General features: G+C 69.3%; 16 protein-coding genes and 1 pseudogene. 11 read left to right on the forward strand and 6 right to left on the reverse strand.

Features of this window, described 5'->3' with window-relative positions; genetic code table 11:
- The first annotated feature begins 51 nt into the window (after nt 1–51).
- Nucleotides 52–1,698, forward strand: coding sequence for a glycoside hydrolase family 27 protein (locus Q2K21_RS17360; protein ID WP_310771735.1), 1,647 nt, complete (start codon nt 52–54; stop codon nt 1,696–1,698).
- Nucleotides 1,699–1,983: 285 nt separating this feature from the next.
- On the opposite strand, the gene Q2K21_RS17365 is transcribed toward Q2K21_RS17360, so the two are convergent.
- Entirely contained in the window at nt 1,984–2,151 is a 168-nt protein-coding gene (locus tag Q2K21_RS17365) for a hypothetical protein (protein WP_310771737.1), read from the reverse strand.
- 159 nt (nt 2,152–2,310) lie between these two features.
- Nucleotides 2,311–4,251, reverse strand: coding sequence for an RICIN domain-containing protein (locus Q2K21_RS17370; RefSeq protein ID WP_310771739.1), 1,941 nt, complete (start codon nt 4,249–4,251; stop codon nt 2,311–2,313).
- Between the two features lie 606 nt (nt 4,252–4,857).
- Between Q2K21_RS17370 and Q2K21_RS17375 the strand changes: the two genes are divergently transcribed.
- The 3 genes from Q2K21_RS17375 (at nt 4,858) to Q2K21_RS17385 (ending at nt 9,948) form a co-directional block, all read left to right on the forward strand.
- Nucleotides 4,858–5,760: an AbfB domain-containing protein gene (locus tag Q2K21_RS17375; RefSeq protein WP_386275609.1), complete on the forward strand. Its 903-nt coding sequence runs from the start codon at nt 4,858–4,860 to the stop codon at nt 5,758–5,760.
- Between the two features lie 167 nt (nt 5,761–5,927).
- Nucleotides 5,928–7,484, forward strand: a complete 1,557-nt coding sequence (locus tag Q2K21_RS17380) for an alpha-L-arabinofuranosidase B (protein ID WP_310771741.1) — start codon at nt 5,928–5,930, stop codon at nt 7,482–7,484.
- 67 nt (nt 7,485–7,551) lie between these two features.
- On the forward strand, nt 7,552–9,948 hold the full coding sequence (locus Q2K21_RS17385) for a family 43 glycosylhydrolase (RefSeq protein ID WP_310771744.1): 2,397 nt from the start codon (nt 7,552–7,554) through the stop codon (nt 9,946–9,948).
- 615 nt (nt 9,949–10,563) lie between these two features.
- On the opposite strand, the gene Q2K21_RS17390 is transcribed toward Q2K21_RS17385, so the two are convergent.
- Together Q2K21_RS17390 and Q2K21_RS17395 are read right to left on the reverse strand one after the other, a co-directional pair.
- The gene (locus Q2K21_RS17390; protein ID WP_310771747.1) at nt 10,564–11,022 is read right to left on the reverse strand and encodes an RrF2 family transcriptional regulator; all 459 of its coding nucleotides are present in this window, start codon (nt 11,020–11,022) and stop codon (nt 10,564–10,566) included.
- Between the two features lie 131 nt (nt 11,023–11,153).
- Nucleotides 11,154–12,197: an amino acid ABC transporter permease gene (locus Q2K21_RS17395; protein WP_310771749.1), complete on the reverse strand. Its 1,044-nt coding sequence runs from the start codon at nt 12,195–12,197 to the stop codon at nt 11,154–11,156.
- Between the two features lie 694 nt (nt 12,198–12,891).
- On the opposite strand from Q2K21_RS17395, the gene Q2K21_RS17400 reads away from it, so the two are divergent.
- The 5 genes from Q2K21_RS17400 to Q2K21_RS17420 are packed head-to-tail and all read left to right on the forward strand — an operon-like array spanning nt 12,892 to nt 17,635.
- On the forward strand, nt 12,892–14,034 hold the full coding sequence (locus Q2K21_RS17400; RefSeq protein ID WP_310771751.1) for an LLM class flavin-dependent oxidoreductase: 1,143 nt from the start codon (nt 12,892–12,894) through the stop codon (nt 14,032–14,034).
- A complete protein-coding gene (locus tag Q2K21_RS17405) occupies nt 14,031–14,990 on the forward strand; it encodes an ABC transporter substrate-binding protein (protein WP_310771753.1) in 960 nt (319 codons plus the stop codon). Before Q2K21_RS17400 ends, Q2K21_RS17405 begins: the two co-directional genes overlap by 4 nt.
- Nucleotides 14,991–15,024: 34 nt before the next feature.
- Complete coding sequence (locus Q2K21_RS17410) at nt 15,025–15,789, forward strand: amino acid ABC transporter ATP-binding protein (protein ID WP_310771755.1); 765 nt, start codon at nt 15,025–15,027, stop codon at nt 15,787–15,789.
- A gap of 38 nt (nt 15,790–15,827) precedes the next feature.
- Nucleotides 15,828–16,385, forward strand: a complete 558-nt coding sequence (ssuE, locus tag Q2K21_RS17415) for an NADPH-dependent FMN reductase (RefSeq protein WP_310771760.1) — start codon at nt 15,828–15,830, stop codon at nt 16,383–16,385.
- A gap of 50 nt (nt 16,386–16,435) precedes the next feature.
- The gene (locus tag Q2K21_RS17420) at nt 16,436–17,635 is read left to right on the forward strand and encodes an LLM class flavin-dependent oxidoreductase (protein ID WP_310771762.1); all 1,200 of its coding nucleotides are present in this window, start codon (nt 16,436–16,438) and stop codon (nt 17,633–17,635) included.
- Nucleotides 17,636–17,838: 203 nt separating this feature from the next.
- Here Q2K21_RS17420 and Q2K21_RS17425 read toward each other — a convergent pair whose 3' ends face one another.
- Together Q2K21_RS17425 and Q2K21_RS17430 are read right to left on the reverse strand one after the other, a co-directional pair.
- Nucleotides 17,839–18,849, reverse strand: a complete 1,011-nt coding sequence (locus Q2K21_RS17425) for a DUF6745 domain-containing protein (protein WP_310771764.1) — start codon at nt 18,847–18,849, stop codon at nt 17,839–17,841.
- 90 nt (nt 18,850–18,939) lie between these two features.
- Nucleotides 18,940–19,194 (reverse strand): annotated as a pseudogene (locus tag Q2K21_RS17430) (hypothetical protein); the annotation flags it as partial.
- Nucleotides 19,195–19,272: 78 nt separating this feature from the next.
- Here Q2K21_RS17430 and Q2K21_RS17435 point away from each other — a divergent pair.
- Nucleotides 19,273–20,100, forward strand: a complete 828-nt coding sequence (locus tag Q2K21_RS17435) for an STM4013/SEN3800 family hydrolase (RefSeq protein ID WP_310781051.1) — start codon at nt 19,273–19,275, stop codon at nt 20,098–20,100.
- Nucleotides 20,097–21,452, forward strand: coding sequence for an STM4012 family radical SAM protein (locus tag Q2K21_RS17440; protein ID WP_310771766.1), 1,356 nt, complete (start codon nt 20,097–20,099; stop codon nt 21,450–21,452). The genes Q2K21_RS17435 and Q2K21_RS17440 overlap by 4 nt, the downstream gene beginning before the upstream one ends.
- Nucleotides 21,453–21,454 lie beyond the last annotated feature (2 nt).

Consider the following 21,454-nt stretch of genomic DNA (forward strand, 5'->3'; position numbering starts at 1 on the left):
CAGGCACGGTCACAAGCGGCTTCCGCTCTGTCTCCCAGGAAGGAATCCCGCATGGTTCCCATGCACAGACGACTGCTGCGTCTCCTCACAGCCACCGCGCTGACGCTCTCCGCCTGCGTCACCGCCTCCGCCGGCACGACCGCCGAGGCCGCACCGGGCAGCCCCGCGCTCACCCCGCCGCTGGGCTGGAACAGCTGGAACAGCTTCGGATGCGGTGTCGACGAGACGCAGGTCCGCCAGGCCGCCGACGCGATGGTGTCCTCGGGCATGAAGGACGCGGGCTACCAGTACGTCGTCGTCGACGACTGCTGGTTCGATCCGCAGCGTGACAGCGCGGGCAACCTGCGGGCCAACTCGGCCAAGTTCCCCAGTGGGATGAAGGCGCTCGGGGACTACATCCACAGCAAGGGGCTGAAGTTCGGCATCTACGAGGCGCCCAACGAGCGTACGTGCGCGCAGGGCGTGGGCACCTACCCCGGCTCCACCGGCAGCAAGGGCCACGAGGCCCAGGACGCCGTCACGTTCGCCTCATGGGGCGTGGACTACCTCAAGTACGACTGGTGTTCCTCCAGCGGCACCCTCGATCAGCAGGTCGCGCAGTTCACCCTCATGCGCGACGCCCTGCGCGCCACCGGGCGGCCGATCGTCTACAGCATCAACCCCAACAGCTTCCACGCCATCACCGGCGCCACCTACAACTGGGGCGAGGTCGCCGACCTGTGGCGGACGACCGAGGACCTGCTCGACATCTGGCAGAACGGCAACACCAACAGCTACCCGATGGGCGTGGGCAACGTCCTCGACATCGACGCGCCGCTGGCCGCTCAGTCGGGTCCGGGTCACTGGAACGACCCCGACATGCTCGTAGTCGGCCGTCCCGGTCTGTCGCTGAACGAGTCCCGCTCCCACTTCGCCCTGTGGTCGCTGCTCTCGGCCCCCCTCATCGCAGGCAACGACATCCGGACCATGTCCAGCGACGTGAGCGCGATCCTGCGCAACCCTCGCCTGTTGGCGGTCAACCAGGACTCGCTCGGCGCGGGCGGGCGCCGGGTGCGCGACGACGGTGACACCGAGGTGTTCGCCAAGCCCCTGTCCGACGGCTCGGTCGCCGTGGGCCTGTTCAACCGCGGAAGCGGCACCGCGACCGTCACCGCCACAGCCGCACAGGTCGGCCTCACCGGAGGGCCGTTCACCCTCACCGACCTGTGGACCGGCGGCACGTCGAGCACCTCCGGCCAGATCTCGGCGAGCGTCCCGGCGCACGGTGTCGCCGTGTTCAAGATGACCGGCGGCAGCCCGCTGGCTTCCACCACCGCACGCCTGCGCGGTACCGGGTCCGGCCGCTGCCTGGACGTGGATCACGCCTCCACCACGGCCGGGACCACGACGCTGATCTGGGACTGCCACACCGCCGCCAACCAGCTGTGGACCACGTGGGCCGGAGGCGAGATCCGCGTCTACGGCGACAAGTGCCTGGACGCCTCCAACCAGGGCACCACCAACGGCACGCCGGTCATCATCTGGCCCTGCAACGGCCAGGACAACCAGAAGTGGACCACGCAAGCCGACGGGTCGATCCGCAACGTCCACGCCGGGCTGTGCCTGGACGCCCAGCAGGCAGGAACCGCGAACGGGACCTCAGCCATCCTGTGGACCTGCAGCGGCCAGAACAACCAGAAGTGGACCGCGCTCCCGTAACCCGCCACCCCTGCCGCGCAGGCAGATGTCCGATCGGAAGAGGGCAGTCCCAAGACAGCATGTCACCCTGCGGGGACTGCCCTCTCGCACCGGGACCGCCCATCGCCGTAGTCACCGGCCCGGCGCTCCAGTGGCACGGCCCACACTCCGGCAGTCGAGACAGAGCAGGGTGCCTGCTGTGCCGAGGAATCCAAACGTCGGCCTGAGCTTCCCCCGAGATGCAGAGAATGCTGACAGCGGGGCAGATGGGTTTCAGCAGGGCACCGCTGGCGGTGGAGGCTCCGGTCACATCCAGGCAGGCCTGGCCGTCGCCGCAGTCGCCCTGCCCGGGGCGGCCAGGGCGACGCCGAGCTGCTCCATGAGTGCCACCAGGCTGCGCTCCACCAGCCGCCTCTTGGGCAGCACGATGAACCCCCAGACGTCGTCGGTGCGTTTGACCACCGTCAACGCCATCCCAAGGACGCGGTGGGTGAAGTCGACCAGCTGCCCGACGTAGCCCGCCGTCGGCCCGCACCTGCGTGAGCCTCTAGTGCCGCTCGCGCAGCGGTCGCCCGAGAAGTGCGTGCATCCGGCGCCTGTGCGCGCCGGATGCACGTTTCTTGCGATCCTCTGTCAGGAGGGGGTGATCTGCCACTGCTGCTGGGGGATGGCGGTGTAGGTCCACTGGTTGATGGCGGCTCCGTCGGCGGTGGAGCCGCTGTCGACGTTGAGGGAGAGGCCGCTGAGCCGGTTGGTGAGGAGGTAGTAGCCGTCGCCAGTGGGGGTGATGGCCCACTGCTGCTGGGGCGCGCCGGCGTCGCTCCAGATGTCGGCGGTTCCGCCGTTCACGCGGGAGAGTCCGCCGATTTCCATGAGCGTGCCGCTGTTGGCGTTACGGATCTTGTAGTAGCCGCTGTCGGCCGGGATGATGGTCCACTTCTGGTTGGCGTGGTTCTGCCAGGGCCACTGCAGAATGGCGGTGTTGTTCGCGGTCTTGGCGCCAGAGACGTCGGCGACCTTGCCGCTGTGGCGGGCGACGAGGCGGTACACGGTGCCGTCGCCGGGGAAGAGGGCGGAGACCAGGGCGGGTGTCGCGGTGCGGCCGCCGATGCGCAGGTTGCCGATGTTGGCGTAGCCGCCGGTGCCGGCGGTGACCTGGATGCGGACGAAGGCGGCGTTGCGGGCGGGCCATTCGACGACTTTGGTGGTGCGGTCACCGGCCCAGCGGGCGGTGGCGACCTGGGTGAAGGTGGTGCCGTCGGTGCTGGTCGAGATGGTGCAGGCGGTGATGTCACCGTCGGTGGTGTTGTTGCGGTTCCACTGCTTGGGCAGGTACTCCAGGGTGGAGATGTTGCTCCACACGCCGCCGAGGTCGATGGTGATGCTCTGGGGCAGCGTGAGGCTCCAGGTGGACCAGCAGGTCTCGAAGTTCTTGTCGCTGAGGCCGTCGATGGCGTTCATGGGGCCTTCGCCGGTGTGGTAATCGGTGGCGTAGGCGGCCACGGGGGTGACCGGGTGTTCGGCGCGGAGCATCTGGGTGGGCAGGGGCGGCCGGGAGGTGTTGGGGCCGCTCCAGGCGGCGCCGACCTCGGAGAGCCGGTTGACGATGTTGGTGTCCAGCACACCGTTGCGGTTGGGCGGGCAGTTGAGGATGAACGAGGTGTACTTGGGCTCCAGATCCGCCAGGTGCGACAGGATCGCCGCCTTGCTCATCGGATCGGACGTGGGCGTCGTCGGATGCCAGAACCACCCGTTGCTGATCGTCTGGCCCTGCAGCGAGGCGTAGGTGTTGCCTGCCGGTGAGGTGATGCCGAGGGGCTCCTCGAAGTAGATCGCGTCGCCGAGGAAGGGCACCGACAGCCCGCCGTGGTCGATCATCACGATGTCGGGCTGCAGGGACTTCACCCGTTCCCTGATGCGCTGGTAGGGGACGGCCTGCTGGCCCATCTGCCAGGCGTAGCCGTCGGTGACGAACATGTCGATGGTGCCGTAGTTGGTGAGCAGTTCGGTGATCTGGTTGAGGATGTAGGTGATGTCACCGGGCTGGATGGCCTGGTCGGAGGCGACTTTGTGGCGGGTGTCGTAGGCCTGCACGTTGTAGGTGCGGTCCCAGATGGAGAAGTACAGGCCGACCTTCAGGCCCTGGGCCCGGAAGGCGGTCACGTACTGCGCGACGATGTCGTGCTTGTAGGAGCTGTTGGCGACGTTGTAGGTGTTGTAGGCGCTGGGCCACAGGCAGAACCCGTCGTGGTGCTTGGTGGTCAGGACGCCGTAGCTCATCTTCGCCGCCGCCGCGGCCGCCGCCCACTGGGCGCAGTCGACTGCCGTGGGCGCAAACAGAGCCGGGTTCTGGTTCGGGGCGGCCCACTCCTGGTTGGTGAACGTCCCCATGTTGAAGTGGTTGAACATGCCGAACCGCATGTTCACCAGGTTGCTGAGATTGGTCTGCAGGTCCGCAGCGGCCGCCTGAGGGAGCAGGCGGGAGAAGCCGGGAACCACGGACAACGCGCTCGCGGCCACAGCGGCGCCCGCGGAGCCCAGCAGGGTACGACGGGACAGCCTTCCTGATGACATGGGTGTACTCCCGGGTGTTGGGCGGCCCTGATACATCGGGGCCTGCGACCCCAAGGGCTTCAGGCCGCGACTCTGCCTCTGGGCTCCGAGTGCCGGATGTTACGCATGAAGTTCGATGACGTAACTGCTCCGTGTCAACAGGTAAGTGGATGAAAGTAGACAGGCGACGAGCAGAAGAGGCCGTTTTGTTAGCTTTAACGGCTATTCAATCTGCTGAAACATGCCATGTTTCAGTAGAGGTTCAGGGCGCGAAGCCTCGCCCCACGCGGCCAACCCGAGCTGCAGCCCCCGCAAGGGCGTTCACCGTCCCATGACGTGAGAGGTCGACGGTGACAGGGCCCACTAAATGAGTACGACTCATTTTGGGAGGGCGATCATTGGCTGGGCTGGGCGCAGTCGGTCGATCGCCATGACCAACAGCGCTTTCACCTGGTGTGATTCTTCGCAGGGGTGGTACGCGCAACGCCGCCCCCGATGCGCTCCACATGTCGTCTCTGTTGCGCCAGGGAAAAATAGATATGCCTATCACCTTGACTGGGTCGGCACCCTGCATCGATAAATGCAACTCATAGGAAGCCAGGGGTGGTTGGAGGAGGGACGCCACGGATGAGACCCTTACGCATCGGCGCAGGGACGGTCAAGGAACTCACAGCGGCGGCTGTCGTCTTCGCGGCCGTACTGCCCGCCCAACCCGACTACGCGGCCACGACGAACTTCTACGTCGACCCCGTCAACGGCAGTGACAGCAATTCAGGAACCAGCCCCGCCACAGCGTTGAAGACCATCCAGGCCGCCAAGGCTGCGAGCCTGACCCAGCTCTACAGCGGCGCACTGCCCGGCGGATGGAACCCGATGCACAAGCAGGGGGCCATCACCCTCGGCAGCGGTGGCGACTGCTGCCAGACCAACCGCAACGCGAGCGCGGGCACCTTTTACGAGGGCGCCATGGTCAAGGGCTACCCCTCCGATGCCACCGACGCCGCGGTCCAGGCCAACATCGCCGCAGCCGGATACAGCACCAGCACCACCACCCCCGTCACCCCGGGCGCGAAGGTCTCGTTGCAGGCAACCACCTCCTGCTGCACCGGCGACTACCTGCAGCACGACCCCAGCGACGACAAGGTCGTGATCGCGCCGGTGACCTCCAGCAGCCCGACCACCGACAAGGGCGACGCCACCTGGATCGTCCGCGCCGGCCTGGCCAACAGCACCTGCGTCTCCTTCGAGTCGGCCAACGCATCCGGCAAGTACCTCAGGCAGTACGCCTTCCAGCTCCACCTGCAGCCCAACGACGGCACCAGCGAGTTCGCCGCCGATGCCACCTTCTGCCCCAAGACGGGCAACAGCGGCACGGGTTACTCCCTGCAGTCCTTCAACTACCCGGCCAAGTACATCCGCCACTATCGCTTCACCGGTTACATCGCAAGCAACGGCGGTACCAACACCTGGGACATCACGTCGTCGTGGGCCCAGGACACCAGCTGGCTCGCCGCCGCCCCCTGGGGCTGACGAGCAACCAGCCCCGGGTCCGGTGGTGCCGAGAACTGCCGACGCTGCACCGCATCAGGAGACGTCACCGCGGCCCGCTCTGTCCGCAGAGTCGAATGCCGTCCGAAAACCCGGACACCGAGAGGGTTCGTCGAGCCTCACCTCGCAACCTTGTGAAGGAGTACTTCATGATCAAGCCACCGTGGATACGCAGCGTCAGACGCGCGCTGCTGGCGGCCGGTGCCACCGCCGCGCTCGCCGCCGGCCTGCTCACCGCCACGGCCACCACCTCGCAGGCCGCCACCCAGGGGCCGTGCGACATCTACGCCGCGGGCGGCACCCCCTGCGTCGCCGCGCACAGCACCACCCGCGCCCTGTACGGGACGTACACCGGCCCGCTGTACCAGGTCAGGCGCGCCTCCGACAACACGACCAAGGACATCGGCCCGCTGACCGCCGGCGGTGTCGCCGACGCCGCGCAGCAGGACTCCTTCTGCGCGAACACCAGCTGCGTCATCACCGTCATCTACGACCAGTCCCCCAAGGGCAACAACCTCACCCAGGCACCCGGGGGCGGAGCCGCCGGCGGGCCGGACAACCTCGCCAACGCCTTCGAGGCGCCGGTCACCGTCGGCGGACACAAGGCGTACGGCGTCTACATCGCCCCCGGCACCGGCTACCGCAACAACAACACCAACGGCATCGCCACCGGCGACCAGCCCGAGGGCATGTACGCGATCTTCAACGGCAAGCACTTCAACGGCGGCTGCTGCTTCGACTACGGCAACGCCGAGACCAACAACCTGGACACCGGCAACGGCCACATGGAGGCCCTCTACTTCGGCAACAACAAGGGCTGGGGCTGGGGCAGCGACAACGGCCCCTGGGTCATGGCCGACCTGGAGAACGGCCTGTTCTCCGGGGTCAACCGCGGATTCAACGCGGGCGACCCGAGCGTCGACCACCGGTTCCTGACCGCCATGCTCAAGGGCGGCGCGAACCAGTGGGCCCTCCGCGGCGGCGACGCCCAGTCGGGCGGCCTGTCCACCTTCTACAACGGAATACGCCCCACCGTCTCCGGCTACAACCCGATGCACAAGGAAGGCGCGATCATCCTCGGCATCGGCGGTGACAACAGCAAGTGGGCCCAGGGCACCTTCTACGAAGGCGTCATGACCTCGGGCTACCCCTCGGACGCCACCGAGAACGCCGTACAGGCCAACATCACCGCCGCCGGCTACGACGGCGGCTCGACCAGCACCGGCTCACTGACCCCCGGCTCCCGGATCTCCCTGAAGGCCACCACCTCGCCCTGCTGCACCTCGCACTACCTGCGCCACAACGACGCCGACACCAAGATCGTCATCTCCAGCATCAACTCCTCCAGCCCGGCCACCGACAAGGCCGACGCCACCTGGATCGTCCGCGCCGGCCTGGCCAACACCTCCTGCCTGTCCTTCGAGTCCGCCAACAAGCCCGGCCAGTTCCTGCGCCACTACAACTACCAGCTCAACCTGAACTTCGACAGCGGCTCCAGCGCCTTCGCGCAGGACGCCACCTTCTGCCCCACCACGGGCAACAGCGGCGTCGGCACCTCCTTCCAGTCCGTCAACTACCCGACGAAGTACATCCGCCACTACAACTACACGGCCTACATCGCCAGCAACGGCGGCTCCAACGCCTGGGACTCCACCAAGTCGTGGGCCCAGGACACCAGTTGGCTCACCGCAGCTCCCTGGAACTGACAGCAGCCAGCCTCTCTGAGCGCCTCCAGCAGCGAGCACGGCAGTCCTACACAAGCGCGGGGAGGCCGTGCTCGCTTCCTGGAAACGTGGAGGTCGCCCCCACACATGGCCAACCCTCACCAAGGCCCTTGTCCAGCTGACCTGGGGCGGCCCCCAGATCCTGTACAACGGCGGCCTGCAGCAGGCCCGGCTGCGCTACCACGACGCCGAGGCCCGCCGGGCCGGCCTGCCGCCGGACGTGGCCGCCCTGGTCACCTCCGTCGACTGCGAGGCGACCACTGAGGCGAAGGACCTGAGGGACAGTGCCTGCGGAACGCGGGCCGGCACCGTCCCCGTGAACCTCTGCCACCGCGTACTCGCATCGGAAAGCACCTCCCTCAGATGTGATGGCTCTCAACCAAGGACGGACACCGTGGACATCACCAGAAGACAGCTCGGCCGGCTCGCCGCGGTCGGCACCGGGGCCCTCCTCCTGCCGGGTCTGCTGCCACCAAGCCTTGCGGCGGCAACCACGCCTCCCGTCGGCACGTGGGGCGACCAGGGCGACGGCACCTACGCCAACCCCGTCCTCCCGGGCGACTTCAGCGACTGGGACTGCATCCGGGTCGGCTCCGACTACTACGGCATCACCAGCACGTTCGGGTACTCGCCCGGCGTGGCCGTGCTGCACTCGAAGGACCTGGTCAACTGGCGCACGCTCGGCGGCGCGGTGGGTGATCTCACCAGCATCGGACCAGCGCTGAACTGGGACCAGATGAACCGCTACGGCCGTGGCGTGTGGGCCGGGGCCATCCGCTTCCACGCGGGCCGGTACTGGGTGTACTTCAACACCCCCGACGAGGGCTTCTTCATGACGTCGGCCCCGTCGCCGTCCGGGCCGTGGGATCCGCTGACGGCGGTGTGGCGGACCTCCGGCTGGGACGACCCGTGCCCGTTCTGGGACGACGACGGACAGGGCTACCTGGTCACCACGCACTACTCGGACGGCTACAAGATCCACCTGTTCAAGCTGTCCGAGGACGGCAAGTCACTGGTCGGCCCGTCCACGGTCATCCACCAGTCGCCGGGCAGCGAGGCCAACAAGCTGTACAAGATCAACGGCCTCTACTACCACCTGTACAGCGAGGTGAAGTCCGAGGGTCGGGTACTGATGATGAACCGCGGCTCCAGCCTCACCGGCCCCTTCGAGACCAAGCAACTGGAGCACGTCAACACCTCGGTGGACCGCGAGCCCAACCAGGGCGGGCTCGTGCAGGCCCCGAACGGCACCTGGTACTTCGTGACCCACCACGGCCACGGCGACTGGGAGGGACGGCCGCTGTCCCTGCTGCCGGTGACCTGGGTGGACGGCTGGCCGATCCTGGGCCAGGTGGGCGCGGACGGCGTCGGCAGCATGGTGTGGACGGGCCAGGTGCCCGCAGGCGGCACGCCCGGTATGCCGGTCGACGCGCTGCCCGCCGTGGTGACCAGCGACCTGTTCACCGACACCCGCATCAAGCCGCAGTGGGAGTGGTACTACCAGCCCCGCGCGGACCACTGGTCGCTGACCGAACGCCCCGGCTACCTGCGGCTGAAGGCGTTCGCACCGCTGGCGACCGACAACCTGACCAAGGTCGGCAACACCCTCACTCAACGGGTGCTGCGCACGGCGGGCGCCGCGACGGTGACCATCCGCCTCGAACTGGCCGGCCTCGCCGACGGCCAGCACGCGGGGCTGTGCCACTACGCGGCCACCTACGCCGGGCTGGGCGTCCGCCGCTCGGGGACCACCACCACGATCGCGCACAACGTCGGCGGCACCCTGACCAACGGTCCGGCGATCACGCAGAACGCCGTGTGGCTGCGCACCTCCTGGGACGTCAGCGGAGTCAGCCGGTTCTCCTACAGCCTCGACGGGAACACGTTCACCTCGTTCGGCGGCACCTACCAGCTCACCTGGGGCGGTTACCGCGGTGACCGGGTCGGCATCTACACCTACAACCCCAACGGCACCGGCCACGTCGACGTCGACTCGGTGCAGTACACCATCGCACCCACCAGGGCCTACAAGTGCGTCAGCGCGCGCAGCGGCAAGGTCGCCGACGTCTCCGGCGCCTCGAACGCGGACGGCGTCACAGTGCTGCAGTGGCCCGACACCGGCAAAGCGAACCAGCACTGGGCCTTCCAGTCCACAGCGGACGGCTACCACACCATCACCTGCGTCGGCAGCGGCAAGGTGCTCGACGTGGCAGGGTCCTCGACGGCGGACGGCGCGCCGGTCGTGCAGACGACCGCCGACGGCCGGGCGAGCCAGCAGTGGCAGCTGCGCCCGCAGAGCGGGGGCGAATTCGTCCTGGTCAACCGCAACAGCGGCAAGGTGCTCGACGTCAAAGGGGGCAGCACGGCCGACGGCGCCGCACTGATCCAGTACCGCGACGTCGGCAGCTCCAACCAGCGATGGACCTTCCACCGCGTCACCGGCTAGGGACAGTGAAGAACCCGCGATGCGGTCACGTTAGGTTCCAGAACACCCCCGCGCGTCTGCGGGAGGGCACCCAGCTCACCCGTGTCGTGTAGTTCGAGGGCGGAACACCCCGGCGTGGGCGGGGAGGACGCGAACGTTTCGGGGCCAAACCGGGGTCGGTGCGGAACACCCCCGCGGGATGTTTACCTCACCAGGGCTGAGCGACTGGAGTTGGTTCGGCAAGCGGGCGCGTGCGGCACGTCAACTGAACGGGTGGCGAGAGTTCTCAAGATTTCGGAGGCGCATGCGAAGAAGCTGGTCCGACTGCAGCGCCGCGTGCGGACGCTGCCCGGCGCGTATTGGCGCTGCCGGGGGAGTCAGGTAGAGGCGTACTCCCCGAACCGCTGTGCTCCGATCTCGCGTTTGAGGTCGGCCTGCTGGGGTGGAGTGTTGCGCTTCTCCTCGTAGACTTTGGTCAGTCGGTCCAGCGCATGTCTCCTGTGATGCGGTGGACATGTGATGGCTGGAGACGTGCTGGGGGCAGTATCGACCTTCCGGCAGCGAAGGTCACGGGTCGGGACGGGTGCGTGGACGTCCGAGTGGTCGCGGCACCCGCAGGGCGAATGGTCCGGCGTGTCAGGGGTTCACCCAGGCGCCGGGGGCGTCGGCCAAAGCGGACACCTCGGCGGGCAGCCGGGCGGATGCGACGTCGGCGAGCGACACGCCGTCGAGGATCTCGCGCACGTTGGACCGCAGTGCGATCCACAAGGGGAGCAGCGACTCGGCGGGGCCGGTGTAGGACAGCTCCGGGGGGCGGACCCCGCGCACCGAGACCAGCGGTCCGTCCACGGCGCGGATGACGTCGGCGATGCTGATGGACTCGGCGGGCCTGGCCAGCCGGTAGCCGCCCTGGCCGCCGCGCCGGCTGAGTACCAGACCGCCCCGGCGCATGTCGTTCAGGATGTTTTCGAGGAACTTGTGCGGGATGTCCTGGGCATCGGCAATGGCCTCGGCCTTCATCGGCACGTCATCCCGTGACGCGGCGAGCTCCAGCGCGGCACGTACCGCGTAGTCCGCCCTGGCTGAGATCCGCATGCTCCCATTATCCGGTACGGCCTCGCTCGGCATCCGTTGAGGGCGGGCCGCCGGGCGGGGCAGGTCTCCCCCCGGGACGAGGTCGCCCGGCGTCCAGGCCACATATTGCGGCAATGCACTTCAGGACGGGTTCAGCGGTCTCGGTCGACCTCCGCGCGGACCTCGGGCGCGGTCGCCCTGTCCAGCCGGGCGTGAAGTGTGGCCAGACGGACCCTGAGACTCTGCAGAGGGGTGGATGGCAGGGCGCGGGCGGAGCCGCGCGCGTAGTGGCGCTCGACATAGAACTGTCCCGCGCTGAGCACCGTCGTGATGGCGATGTACCAGAGGGTGGCGACCATCAGCAGCGGGATGACCTGGTAGGTCTGGTTGTAGACCAGTTGCACCGAGTACAGCAGGTCGTGCACGGCCAGCACGCTGACGATGCTGGTGCCCTTCAGGGTGCCGATCAGCATGTTCCCGGCGGTCGGCACGATGGAGCGCATCGCCTGCGGGACGACGATCCGGCGCAGGGTGCGCCGTCTGCCGATGCCGAGAGCCTGGGCGGCCTCCGTCTGGCCGGCGTCCACCGAGAGGATGCCGCCGCGTACCACCTCGGCGGCGTAGGCGGCTTCGTGCAGGGTCAGCCCGATGACGGCGGTGAGGGTGGGGCCGAGCAGGTTGACCGTCTTGACGGTGACGAACTGAGGCCCGAAGGGGATGCCGAGGCCGAGCGTCGGGTAGAGGGCGCCGATGTTGAACCAGAACAGCAGCTGCACCAGCAGCGGGGTGGACCGGAAGATCCACACATAGCCCCAACTCAGCGTGCGCAGAACCGGGTTGGCGGACAACCGCATCACGGCCAAGGGGGTGCCCAGCAGGAAGCCGAGCACCATGACCACGCCGGTCAGCCAGAGGGTGAGCAGCAGTCCGTCGAGCACGGCGGTGGTGGTGAGGTACCGGCCGACCACATCCCACTGGAAGGCGCGGTTGCGCACGACAGAGTTGACCACCATCGCGAGGACCAGCAGCGCGGCGGCAGCGGCCAGCCGGCGGCCGATGTGCCGGCGCGGCACGATGCGCGGCAGGTCGTCCGCGGGGCCTTGCCCCGGGGTAAGACGAGGGGCTTTCAGGCGTCCTGCCGGTGGGACGGGTGCCGAGAGGCGGGAGGAATCGGTGATGTCGGACGGCGAAACCATCAGGAGGCTCTCCAGGGGAGACAGGCGCGGGCGCCGGTGACCACCCGGCGGCACACACGTTCACGGAATCCGCGCAGAGACAGCGCGGGTACGGGGCAGACGGCCCGGTTTCGGCGTCATCACGCTCGCCGCGTCCCTCAACGCGGCCGGTGCGGCTGCCGCGCGCGGCGGAGCCGGTCCGTCCTCGATCGTATGGGGCCACCGCGCGCATGTGTCAATAACGCACAGGAACCGCTCAACACCCGTCCGACATCCGGGCCGTAGTTGACGAGACGCGAGATGTACTGCTCAATTAATCGCATGAATGCCGAGCAGCGCCTGGTCACCCGTGACCACATCGACTTCGGTCGGGTGTGGTCCGCCGCGTGTTGCGCCTGAAGCGGCAGCGGGCCGTCTGACCGGCCCTTCCCTCCCGCGGGCACCCCGTCGTGGGCCGGGTTCCTCCCGTCGTAGCACCGTCGCACGCACGCGCTGACACACGCTGAATCCGCGTGGGGACGGTCCTACGACACCGGACACGCGCTGCCGCCGCCCTGCCCCGCCCGAGGCCCACGCCTCGGCGTCATCACACCTGCTCACCCCCGGTTCCCAGCACCCGAGGCGCGCCGTCACCTGGCCGCACCGAGGGCTGCTTCGCCGTGCCCGCGTGTTCACCACGACACGGCACCAAGGACTTGAGGAAAGGTCATCTCCCATGCCAGTGGAGTTCCTCGGCATCGCCGCCACCAACGACGGCTCCGAAACCACACCGCGCTCCGGCGCCGCCTTCGACAAGGAGTACACGCTCCGGCTCGCCCGAGCACACGAGGAGCACGGGTGGGACCGGGTCCTGTTCGCCTATGGTTCGGGATCCCCGGATCCGACGCCGGCCGCCGCGTATATCGCGAGTCGGCTGGACCGTCTCCAGGTCCTGCTCGCCCACCGCCCGAACGTCTCGTACCCCACCTTCGCCGCGAAGACCTTCGCCACCCTCGACCAGATCAGCGAGGGCCGCCTGACCGTGCACTTCATCACCGGCGGCAACGACCACGAGCAGGGCCGAGAGGGCGACACCCTCACCAAGGACGAGCGCTACGCCCGCACCCGCGAGTACATCCGGATCGTCAAGAAGATCTGGACCAGCCACGAGCCCTTCGACCATGAGGGCGAGCACTACCGCTTCCACGACTTCGTCAGCGACGTCTTCCCCGTCCAACAGCCCCGCCCCAAGGTGTCGTTCGGCGGTTCGTCACCCGCGGCATACGCCGCCGGAGGAGCCGAGGCCGACATCTACTGCCTGTGGGGCGAGCCCCTGGAGAAGACCGCCGAGCAGATCGAGAACGTGAAGGCCGCCGCGAGGGCCGCGGGCCGCCCCGACGTGCCGCGGATCCAGGTCGCCTTCCGCCCGATCATCGCCCCGACCGAGGAACTGGCCTGGGAGAAGGCCCACCGCACGGTCGGTGCCATCCGGGAGCGGCGCGAGGCGGGTCTTGTGCGCCACCACCGCAGGGGCGCCACCGGGGCTGCAATTCCTCAAAACGCCGGCTCGCAGCGGCTGATCGCCATCGCCGAGGCGGGGGAGCGCTACGACCGGGCCCTGTGGACCCCGACGGCCGCCGCCACGGGTGGCGCGGGCAACTCCAACGCCTTGGTCGGCACCCCGGAAACGGTCGCCCAGGCTCTGCTGGACTACTACGACCTCGGCGTCGACATCCTCTCCGCCCGCGGATACGACCTGCTGGACGATGCCATCGACTTCGGCCGGTACGTGATCCCGATCGTCCGCGAGGAGGTCGCCAAGCGCGACGCCGAGCGTGCGGCACGGGGGACCCAGACCCTTGCGGCGGTGGGCGAATGACTTCCGTAGCTCACATCAGAACCCGTCTGCGCGTCGCCGCCGGCATGACGCTGCTGCCCGTACTGGCGCTGACCGCCTGTGGCTCCGGCGATACCCCCGGCACCACAGCGGTGGGTGCCCAGGCGTCCCCCGCCCCGACCGACGACCCGGTCGCCGCCGTGCGCAAGGTGGACTCCGTGGCCGCCCTGCTGCCCGCCGAGGTACGCAAGGCGGGCACGCTGCGGGTCGGCAGCTCGATCGGCTTCCCGCCCGGCGCTTACTACCCGAACGGCCCGGACAAGGCGCCCGCCGGCCAGGACATCGACCTCGCCGACGCCGTGGCCAAGGTCCTCGGCGTCGAACTGCGGCGCCAGGACGCCTCGTTCGAGACAATCCTGCCCGCCCTCGGCAGCGGCAAGTACGACTTCGGCACCGGCAACTTCGGCGTCACCACCCAACGCCTGAAGACCGTCGACTTCGTCACCTACATCAATGACGGCCAGGGATTCGCGGTGAAGAAGGGCAGTACCGTGCTCAAGACCAAGGTCACCGACCTCACCCAGCTGTGCGGGCTGACCATCGGCACCGGGGCCGGCACCACGTTCGAGGCGACTCTCACCGCGCAGAAGGGCGTGTGCGCCAAGGCGGGCAAGAAGCCGTACGACGTGAAGGTCTACTCGGAGAACGCGGCGACCCTCACCGCGCTCCAGCAGGGCCGCATCGACGTGATCATGTCGACCATCAACGGCCTGCGCTACCAGGCCGCACAGACCGCGTCGGGGACCACCTTCCTCGGCGAGTACCACCGCCTCGACGTCGGCTTCGCCTTCAAGAAGGGCTCTGCGCTCACCAAGGCGTTCCAGGCCGCCGTGGACGAGCTGATCAAGAACGGCACGTACGCCGGGATCCTCAAGAAGTGGGGCACCGCCGCCTCCGCGATCGACGCGTCGCGGATCAATCCGCCCGAGCACACGTAGCCAGTGGGCAGGAACGCACGAGGGGAGACAGCCGATGAGTGAGGTGATGGTGGACGTCCACGGCGTCCACAAGAGCTTCGGCCCGCTGGAAGTGCTGTGCGGCGTCGACCTGAAAGTCCGCACCGGCCAGGTCACCGTGATCCTCGGCCCGTCCGGCTCCGGGAAATCCACGCTGCTGCGCACCATCAACCACCTGGAGAAGGTCAGCCGCGGCTGGATCAGTATCGACGGCGAGCTCATCGGCTACCGCCGGGTGGGCGGCAAGCTGCACGAGCTGAAGGAGAAGGACGTCCTGAAGCAGCGCACCCACATCGGGTTCGTCTTCCAGAACTTCAACCTCTTTCCGCATCTGACCGTGCTGGACAACCTCGTCGAGGCACCCGTCTCCGCGCTGCGCCACCCGCGCAAGGAGGCCGAGAAGACAGCCCGCCGACTCCTGGAGCGGGTCGGTCTCGCCGACAAGGCCGACGCCTACCCGCGGCAGCTCTCCGGCGGTCAGCAGCAGCGCGTGGCCATCGCCCGCGCGCTCGCCCTCGAACCCAAGGTGCTGCTCTTCGACGAGCCCACCTCGGCGCTCGACCCGGAACTGGTCGGCGAAGTCCTCGACGTCATCAGGGACCTGGCCCGCGCCGGAACCACCATGATCGTCGTGACCCACGAGATCGGTTTCGCCCGCGAGGTCGCCGACAGCGTGGTCTTCATGGACGGCGGAGTCGTCGTGGAGCAGGGGCCGCCCGCGGCCGTCCTGGACGACCCGCAGCACGAGCGCACCCGCGCCTTCCTCTCCAAAGTCCTTTGACCGCCCTCCCCTCTTCGCACGCTCCCGAAGGGTCCGCCATGGCCACCGTCCTGTCCGTCTCCGGAAGTCCCTCCGCCACCTCCCGCACCGCCCGCCTGCTGCGCCACCTGGACAGGCGGCTCACGGCCCAGGGACATGAGGTGATCCCGCTGGACGTCCGCACCATCCCCGCCGAGGCTCTCCTCGGAGCCGACTTCCGGCACCCGGCGATCGTCGAGGCGACCGCACTGTTCGACCGCGCCGACGGCGTCGTGATCGGCACTCCCGTCTACAAGGCCGCCTACTCCGGACTGCTGAAGTCGTTGCTCGATCTGCTGCCGCAGTACGGTCTGGCCGGCAAGACCGTCCTTCCGCTGGCGACCGGCGGATCCACGGCGCACGTCCTGGCGATCGACTACGCACTGCGCCCCGTGCTCAGTTCCATGGGCGCCGCGCACATCGTCCAGGGCTGGTTCACGCTGGACAAGGACATCGCGGTGGGCGACGACGGCACACTGGCCGTCGCGCCGGGCCCGGCCGAGGCCCTCGCGCAGGTCGTCGACCAGTTCTCCGAAGCCCTCGGCAGCCGAACGGCCCTGGTGGCAGCCGCCGGATGAGCCCCCTGACCGTGACCGCCGACGACGACGAGCGAAAGGCGTGAGCCTCCGTGAGCCTCACCTTCCACTGGTTCCTGCCCACCAATGGCGACAGCCGTCATGTCGTCGGCGGCGGCCACGGCACCCCGGTCACCGCAACCGGAGGTGACCGGCCGCCGAGCATCGGCTACCTCACCCAGATCGCCCGCGCCGCGGAGGACCTCGGCTTCACCGGTGCACTGACCCCCACCGGCGCCTGGTGCGAGGACGCCTGGCTGACCACCGCCATGGTCAGCCAGAACACCGAGCGACTGAAGTTCCTGGTCGCCTTCAGACCCGGCTTCCTCTCACCGACACTGGCTGCGCAGATGGCGTCCACCTTCCAGTGGCAGACCGGCGGCCGACTACTGCTCAACGTGGTCACGGGAGGAGAGAGCCATGAGCAGCGCGCCTACGGTGACTTCCTCGGCAAGGACGCGCGGTATCGCCGTACCGGCGAATTCCTGGAGGTCGTGCGGGAGTTGTGGAAGGGCAAGGCCGTCGACCTGAACGGCGAGCACCTCCAGGTCGAGGGCGCCAGGCTCACCCGGCTGCCCAACCCCGTCCCCCAGGTGTACTTCGGCGGCTCGTCGCCCATCGCCGGTGAGGTCGCGGCGCGGTACGCCGATGTCTATCTCACCTGGGGCGAGCCGCCCGCTCAGGTCGCGGAGAAGATTGCCTGGATCAAGGGGCTGGCCGCCAGGCAGGGTCGCGCCCTGCGCTTCGGCATCCGGCTGCACGTCATCTCCCGCGACACCTCCGAGCAGGCATGGGCGGAAGCGAACCGGCTGCTGGACGGCTTCGACCCGGAGACGGTGCGGTCGGTGCAGGCGGGGCTCGCCCGCAGCGAGTCCGAGGGCCAGCAGCGCATGCTCGCCCTGCACGCCGGCGGCAGCCTCCCCCAAGCTCTCAACTCCGTTCGAGCAGGGGGGACCCCCACCGCACTGGAGATCCACCCCAACCTATGGGCCGGCATCGGCCTGGTGCGCGGCGGCGCGGGCACCGCGCTGGTCGGCAGCCACGCCGAGGTGGCCGAGCGGATCGAGGAGTACCACGCCCTAGGCATCGAGGAGTTCGTCCTCTCCGGCTACCCGCACCTGGAGGAGGCGTACTGGTTCGGCGAGGGCGTCCTGCCCAAGCTTCGGGCGAAGGGCCTGTGGCGGCACCCATATGGCCGGCAGGCGGCTTCCTCGGTTCACGTACCCTTCACCGACGCGGGGAGCCCGCGATGACCCACGTGATCCCCGAGGGGACGCCGATTGGCACGACTCTTGGTCCGTCGCCACGACTCCATCACCGTGCCCGCGCCGCATAGGCCCTGACGTCCGCGTCCGCGTCCGCGCGGCCGGCTGAGGGGCACGCCGAGCGTAGCTCCCATGCCCTGGGCCCCAGGGCAGGCGGCGCCAAGGGGAGGTCGGCCTGTCACTACGAATGGTCATGTCTCCCGCAGCGGTGCGTACACCTCCGGCCCCAGCCCGAACGTCCAGGCCACTCCCTCCCTGGCCTCCCGTGTCGTCGGCGGCACGCGGAGCCAGTACGTGCGGTGCGTTCCGTCCGGCTCCGGCGTGGAGTTGAGGACCTCCACCATCACGACCGGCTCGTCCCCGTCCAGGTCGATGCGCCAGAGCGTACCGGTCTCGTCCCGGTGGATCGGCCGGGCCGCGGAGTCGGCGAGGTAGCGGTCGTAGCCGTAGTGCTCGAGCATGACGCGCCGCAGCTCGGCGTTCTCCTCGGCGCGGATCCGTTCCGACGTCAGCGTGCGCAGCTCCGCGAGGAAGGCGGCCGGCACCGGCATGCCACGCCAGGCGTACAGGGCGAAACCGTCGGGGAAGGCCAGCGCCGGGCCGTCCCCGCGGTCGAGCCGGCCCGCCTCGTCGCGGTGCAGGGCGACGGGGCGTTCGCACACCACCGCGACCTTCTCGAACGGCCACCACCAGCCCGCGCTGCGGCAGACCTGGGCCAGCCCGTCGAGCGGGGCCCGGTCCGAGTCGAGGGCGGCGAGCCAGGGCGCGTCGTGCTGTCCGAGCACGGCGTCCAGCAGGATCAGCCGGATCTCCGTCCCGGCGCGCTGGTCGCCGTCCGCCAGCTCGTCGAGTACACCCCGCTGGATCCGGTCGACCAGCGCGCGCGTCGTGTCCCACAGACGCCCGCCGGTGGCAGCCCAGCGTGCCGACCAGCCCGCCGCGCCCAACTCCTCGTGCAGACGCAGGCGTTCGGCTGCCCAGGGCGCGCTGCGGACACTCTCGCGCACGCTGGGGCCGAGGTCCGTCGAGGCGCGTATCAGCGTCACGGCCTCGCGCGGTGAACCGGCCCACACCATGCGTTCCGGCTCCGCCAGCCCGGCCCTCCGGTACGCCAGCCGGACGCCCGCCTCCGCCGCGGCCCGGTCCGCCGGAACGGCCGCCGCGGCGCACGCACGCCACCGCTGGACCTCGTCAGTCGTCACCCTCGTCTCCCTCACCCTGCGTCCGCCCTGTCTCTTCGTCTGTCTGTCGTGCGTCCGTGCGGCTGTCTGTCTGCCGGCCCGTCATGTGACTCAGTCCGCCACGATCCGCACCGACCCCGGCACGTACTCCCGCTGCCGGATCACGCGGAACCACCCCTTGGGCAGCGTGATCGCTGCGTGCTCCTCGTGCACCACCCGCCCGCCCTGGGGCAGATGCAGCAGCAGCGGACCGAACGGCCCCGGCTCACACACCAGTTCGCCCGGACCGACCACCGCATGGGCGTGGCCGGTGACCTCGCCCAGCGCGAGCACCAACCGCCCCCGTGCGTCACGCGGTTCTCTCGGCCAGCCATGTCAGCGCTTGAACCGACCCGCCCGGAGACCGGCCCCGGCCTGCCCCCGCCGCCCTCCGGCACGCCGGACATGAACGAGATCGTCGGCAGCCACGACATCCTGCTGGTCACCCTCGACACCCTGCGCCACGACGTCGCCGCCGAACTGGCCGCGGCCGGCCGCATCCCCAACCTGGCCCGCCATCTGCCCGACGGCCGCTGGGAGAAGCGGCACGCACCGGGCAGCTTCACCTACGCCTCCCACCAGGCGATCTTCGCCGGTTTCCTGCCCACGCCCGCAGCGCCCGGCCGCCACCCCCGTCTGTTCGCGGCCGACTTCGCGGGCAGCGAGACGACGGCGGACGGCACCTTCGTCTACGACACTCCGGACCTGGTCTCCGGTCTCGCCAAGGCCGGCTACCGGACGGTGTGCATCGGGGGAGTCGGCTTCTTCAACAAGCGGGGACCGCTGGGCTCGGTGCTGCCGGGGCTCTTCCAGGAGTCCCACTGGGAGCCGGAGTTCGGAGTCACCTCACCGACGTCGTTCGAGTCACAGGTGACCCGTGCGGAGCAGGTGATCGGACGACTGCCTGCGGAACAGCGCCTGTTCCTCTTCGTCAACGTGGCCTCCCTCCACCAGCCCAACTGGTTCCACCTCCCGGGAGCCAGTAAAGAGGCCGGGGACTCCCGCGACACGCACGCCGCCGCCCTGGAGTACGTGGACCGGCACATCGGCCGCCTGTTCGCCGTCGCGAGCAGCAGGCGCCGCTGCTTGGCGATCGTCTGCTCCGACCACGGCACGGCGTACGGCGACGACGGCTACACCGGTCACCGCATCGGCCACGAGTCCGTGTGGACCGTGCCCTACGCCCACTTCCTCCTCGACCACACGCCCACCCCCGCCGAGGCCGCCCGATGACGACCCTGACCAGCGCTCACCGTGTGACCCCGTACCAGAGTTACGTGTACGCCTACCCGCACAAGACCGCGTACCGGAAACTCGACGACCGTCCGCTGCTGAGCACCCTGTGGGCGGCCGAGCCCAAGGACGCCCTCTCCCTCTACCTCCACATCCCGTTCTGCGAGATCCGCTGCGGATTCTGCAACCTGTTCACCCGCATCGGCGCCCCGGACGGCCTCACCACCGCCTACCTCGACGCCCTGGACCGCCAGGCGAGGGCCGTACGGGAGGCCCTGGGGGAGCGGGCACCGGTCCGGTTCGCCACCGCGGCCTTCGGCGGCGGCACCCCCACCTTCCTCACGGCCGCCGAACTGGAACGGCTCTACGACATAGCCGAACACCGCATGGGCGCCGACCTCCGGGCCGTTCCCCTCTCGGTGGAGGCCTCGCCCGCCACGGCCACCGCCGACCGGCTGGCGGTCCTGGCCGAACGCGGCACCACCCGCCTCAGCCTCGGCGTGCAGAGCTTCGACGACACCGAGGCCCGGGCCGCCGTACGCCCGCAGCGCCGCGCCGACGTGGAGGCGGCACTCGGCCGTGTCCGCGACGCCCGGATACCGGTGCTCAACATCGACCTGATCTACGGCATCGACGGCCAGACGGAGGAGACCTGGCTGCGCTCCCTGGACGCGGCCCTCGCCTGGCGCCCCGAGGAGCTCTACCTCTACCCCCTCTACATCCGCCCCCTCACGGGCCTCGGCCGCCGGGCCGACGCGTCCGACCCGGACTGGGACGAGCAGCGTCTGCGTCTCTACCGCACCGGCCGCGACCACCTCCTCGCGCACGGCTACGAGCAGCAGTCCATGCGTATGTTCCGCCGCGCCGACGCGCCACCGCAGGGCGCGGACGACTACGCCTGCCAGACCGACGGCATGATCGGCCTGGGCTGCGGAGCCCGCTCCTACACCGCGCGGCTGCACTACTCCTTCGACTACGCCGTCGGCATGCACGAGATCCGCTCGATCATCGACGACTACGTCTCCCGCCCCGCCGCGGACTTCGCCCACGCCGAGTACGGCCGCCGCATGGACCCCGACGAGTCCCGCCGCCGGCACCTGTTGCAATCGCTGCTCCAGGCCGAAGGGCTCCAGATCGCCGACTACCGGGCCCGGTTCGGCGGCCGTACCCCCGCGGACGACTTCGCGACGGAACTGGAGCGGTTCGCCGACCGCGGCTGGCTGGAGTCCGGTGTGCCACACGCCGACGTTCTCCGCCTGACCCCCGAGGGCCTGGCCCACTCCGACGCCATCGGACCGGAGCTGTTCTCCCCGGCCGTACGGGCCGCGATGGCCGCCTACGAGCGGAAGTGAGA

This window comes from Streptomyces sp. CGMCC 4.7035 (assembly GCF_031583065.1).
Classification (GTDB): domain Bacteria; phylum Actinomycetota; class Actinomycetes; order Streptomycetales; family Streptomycetaceae; genus Streptomyces; species Streptomyces yaanensis.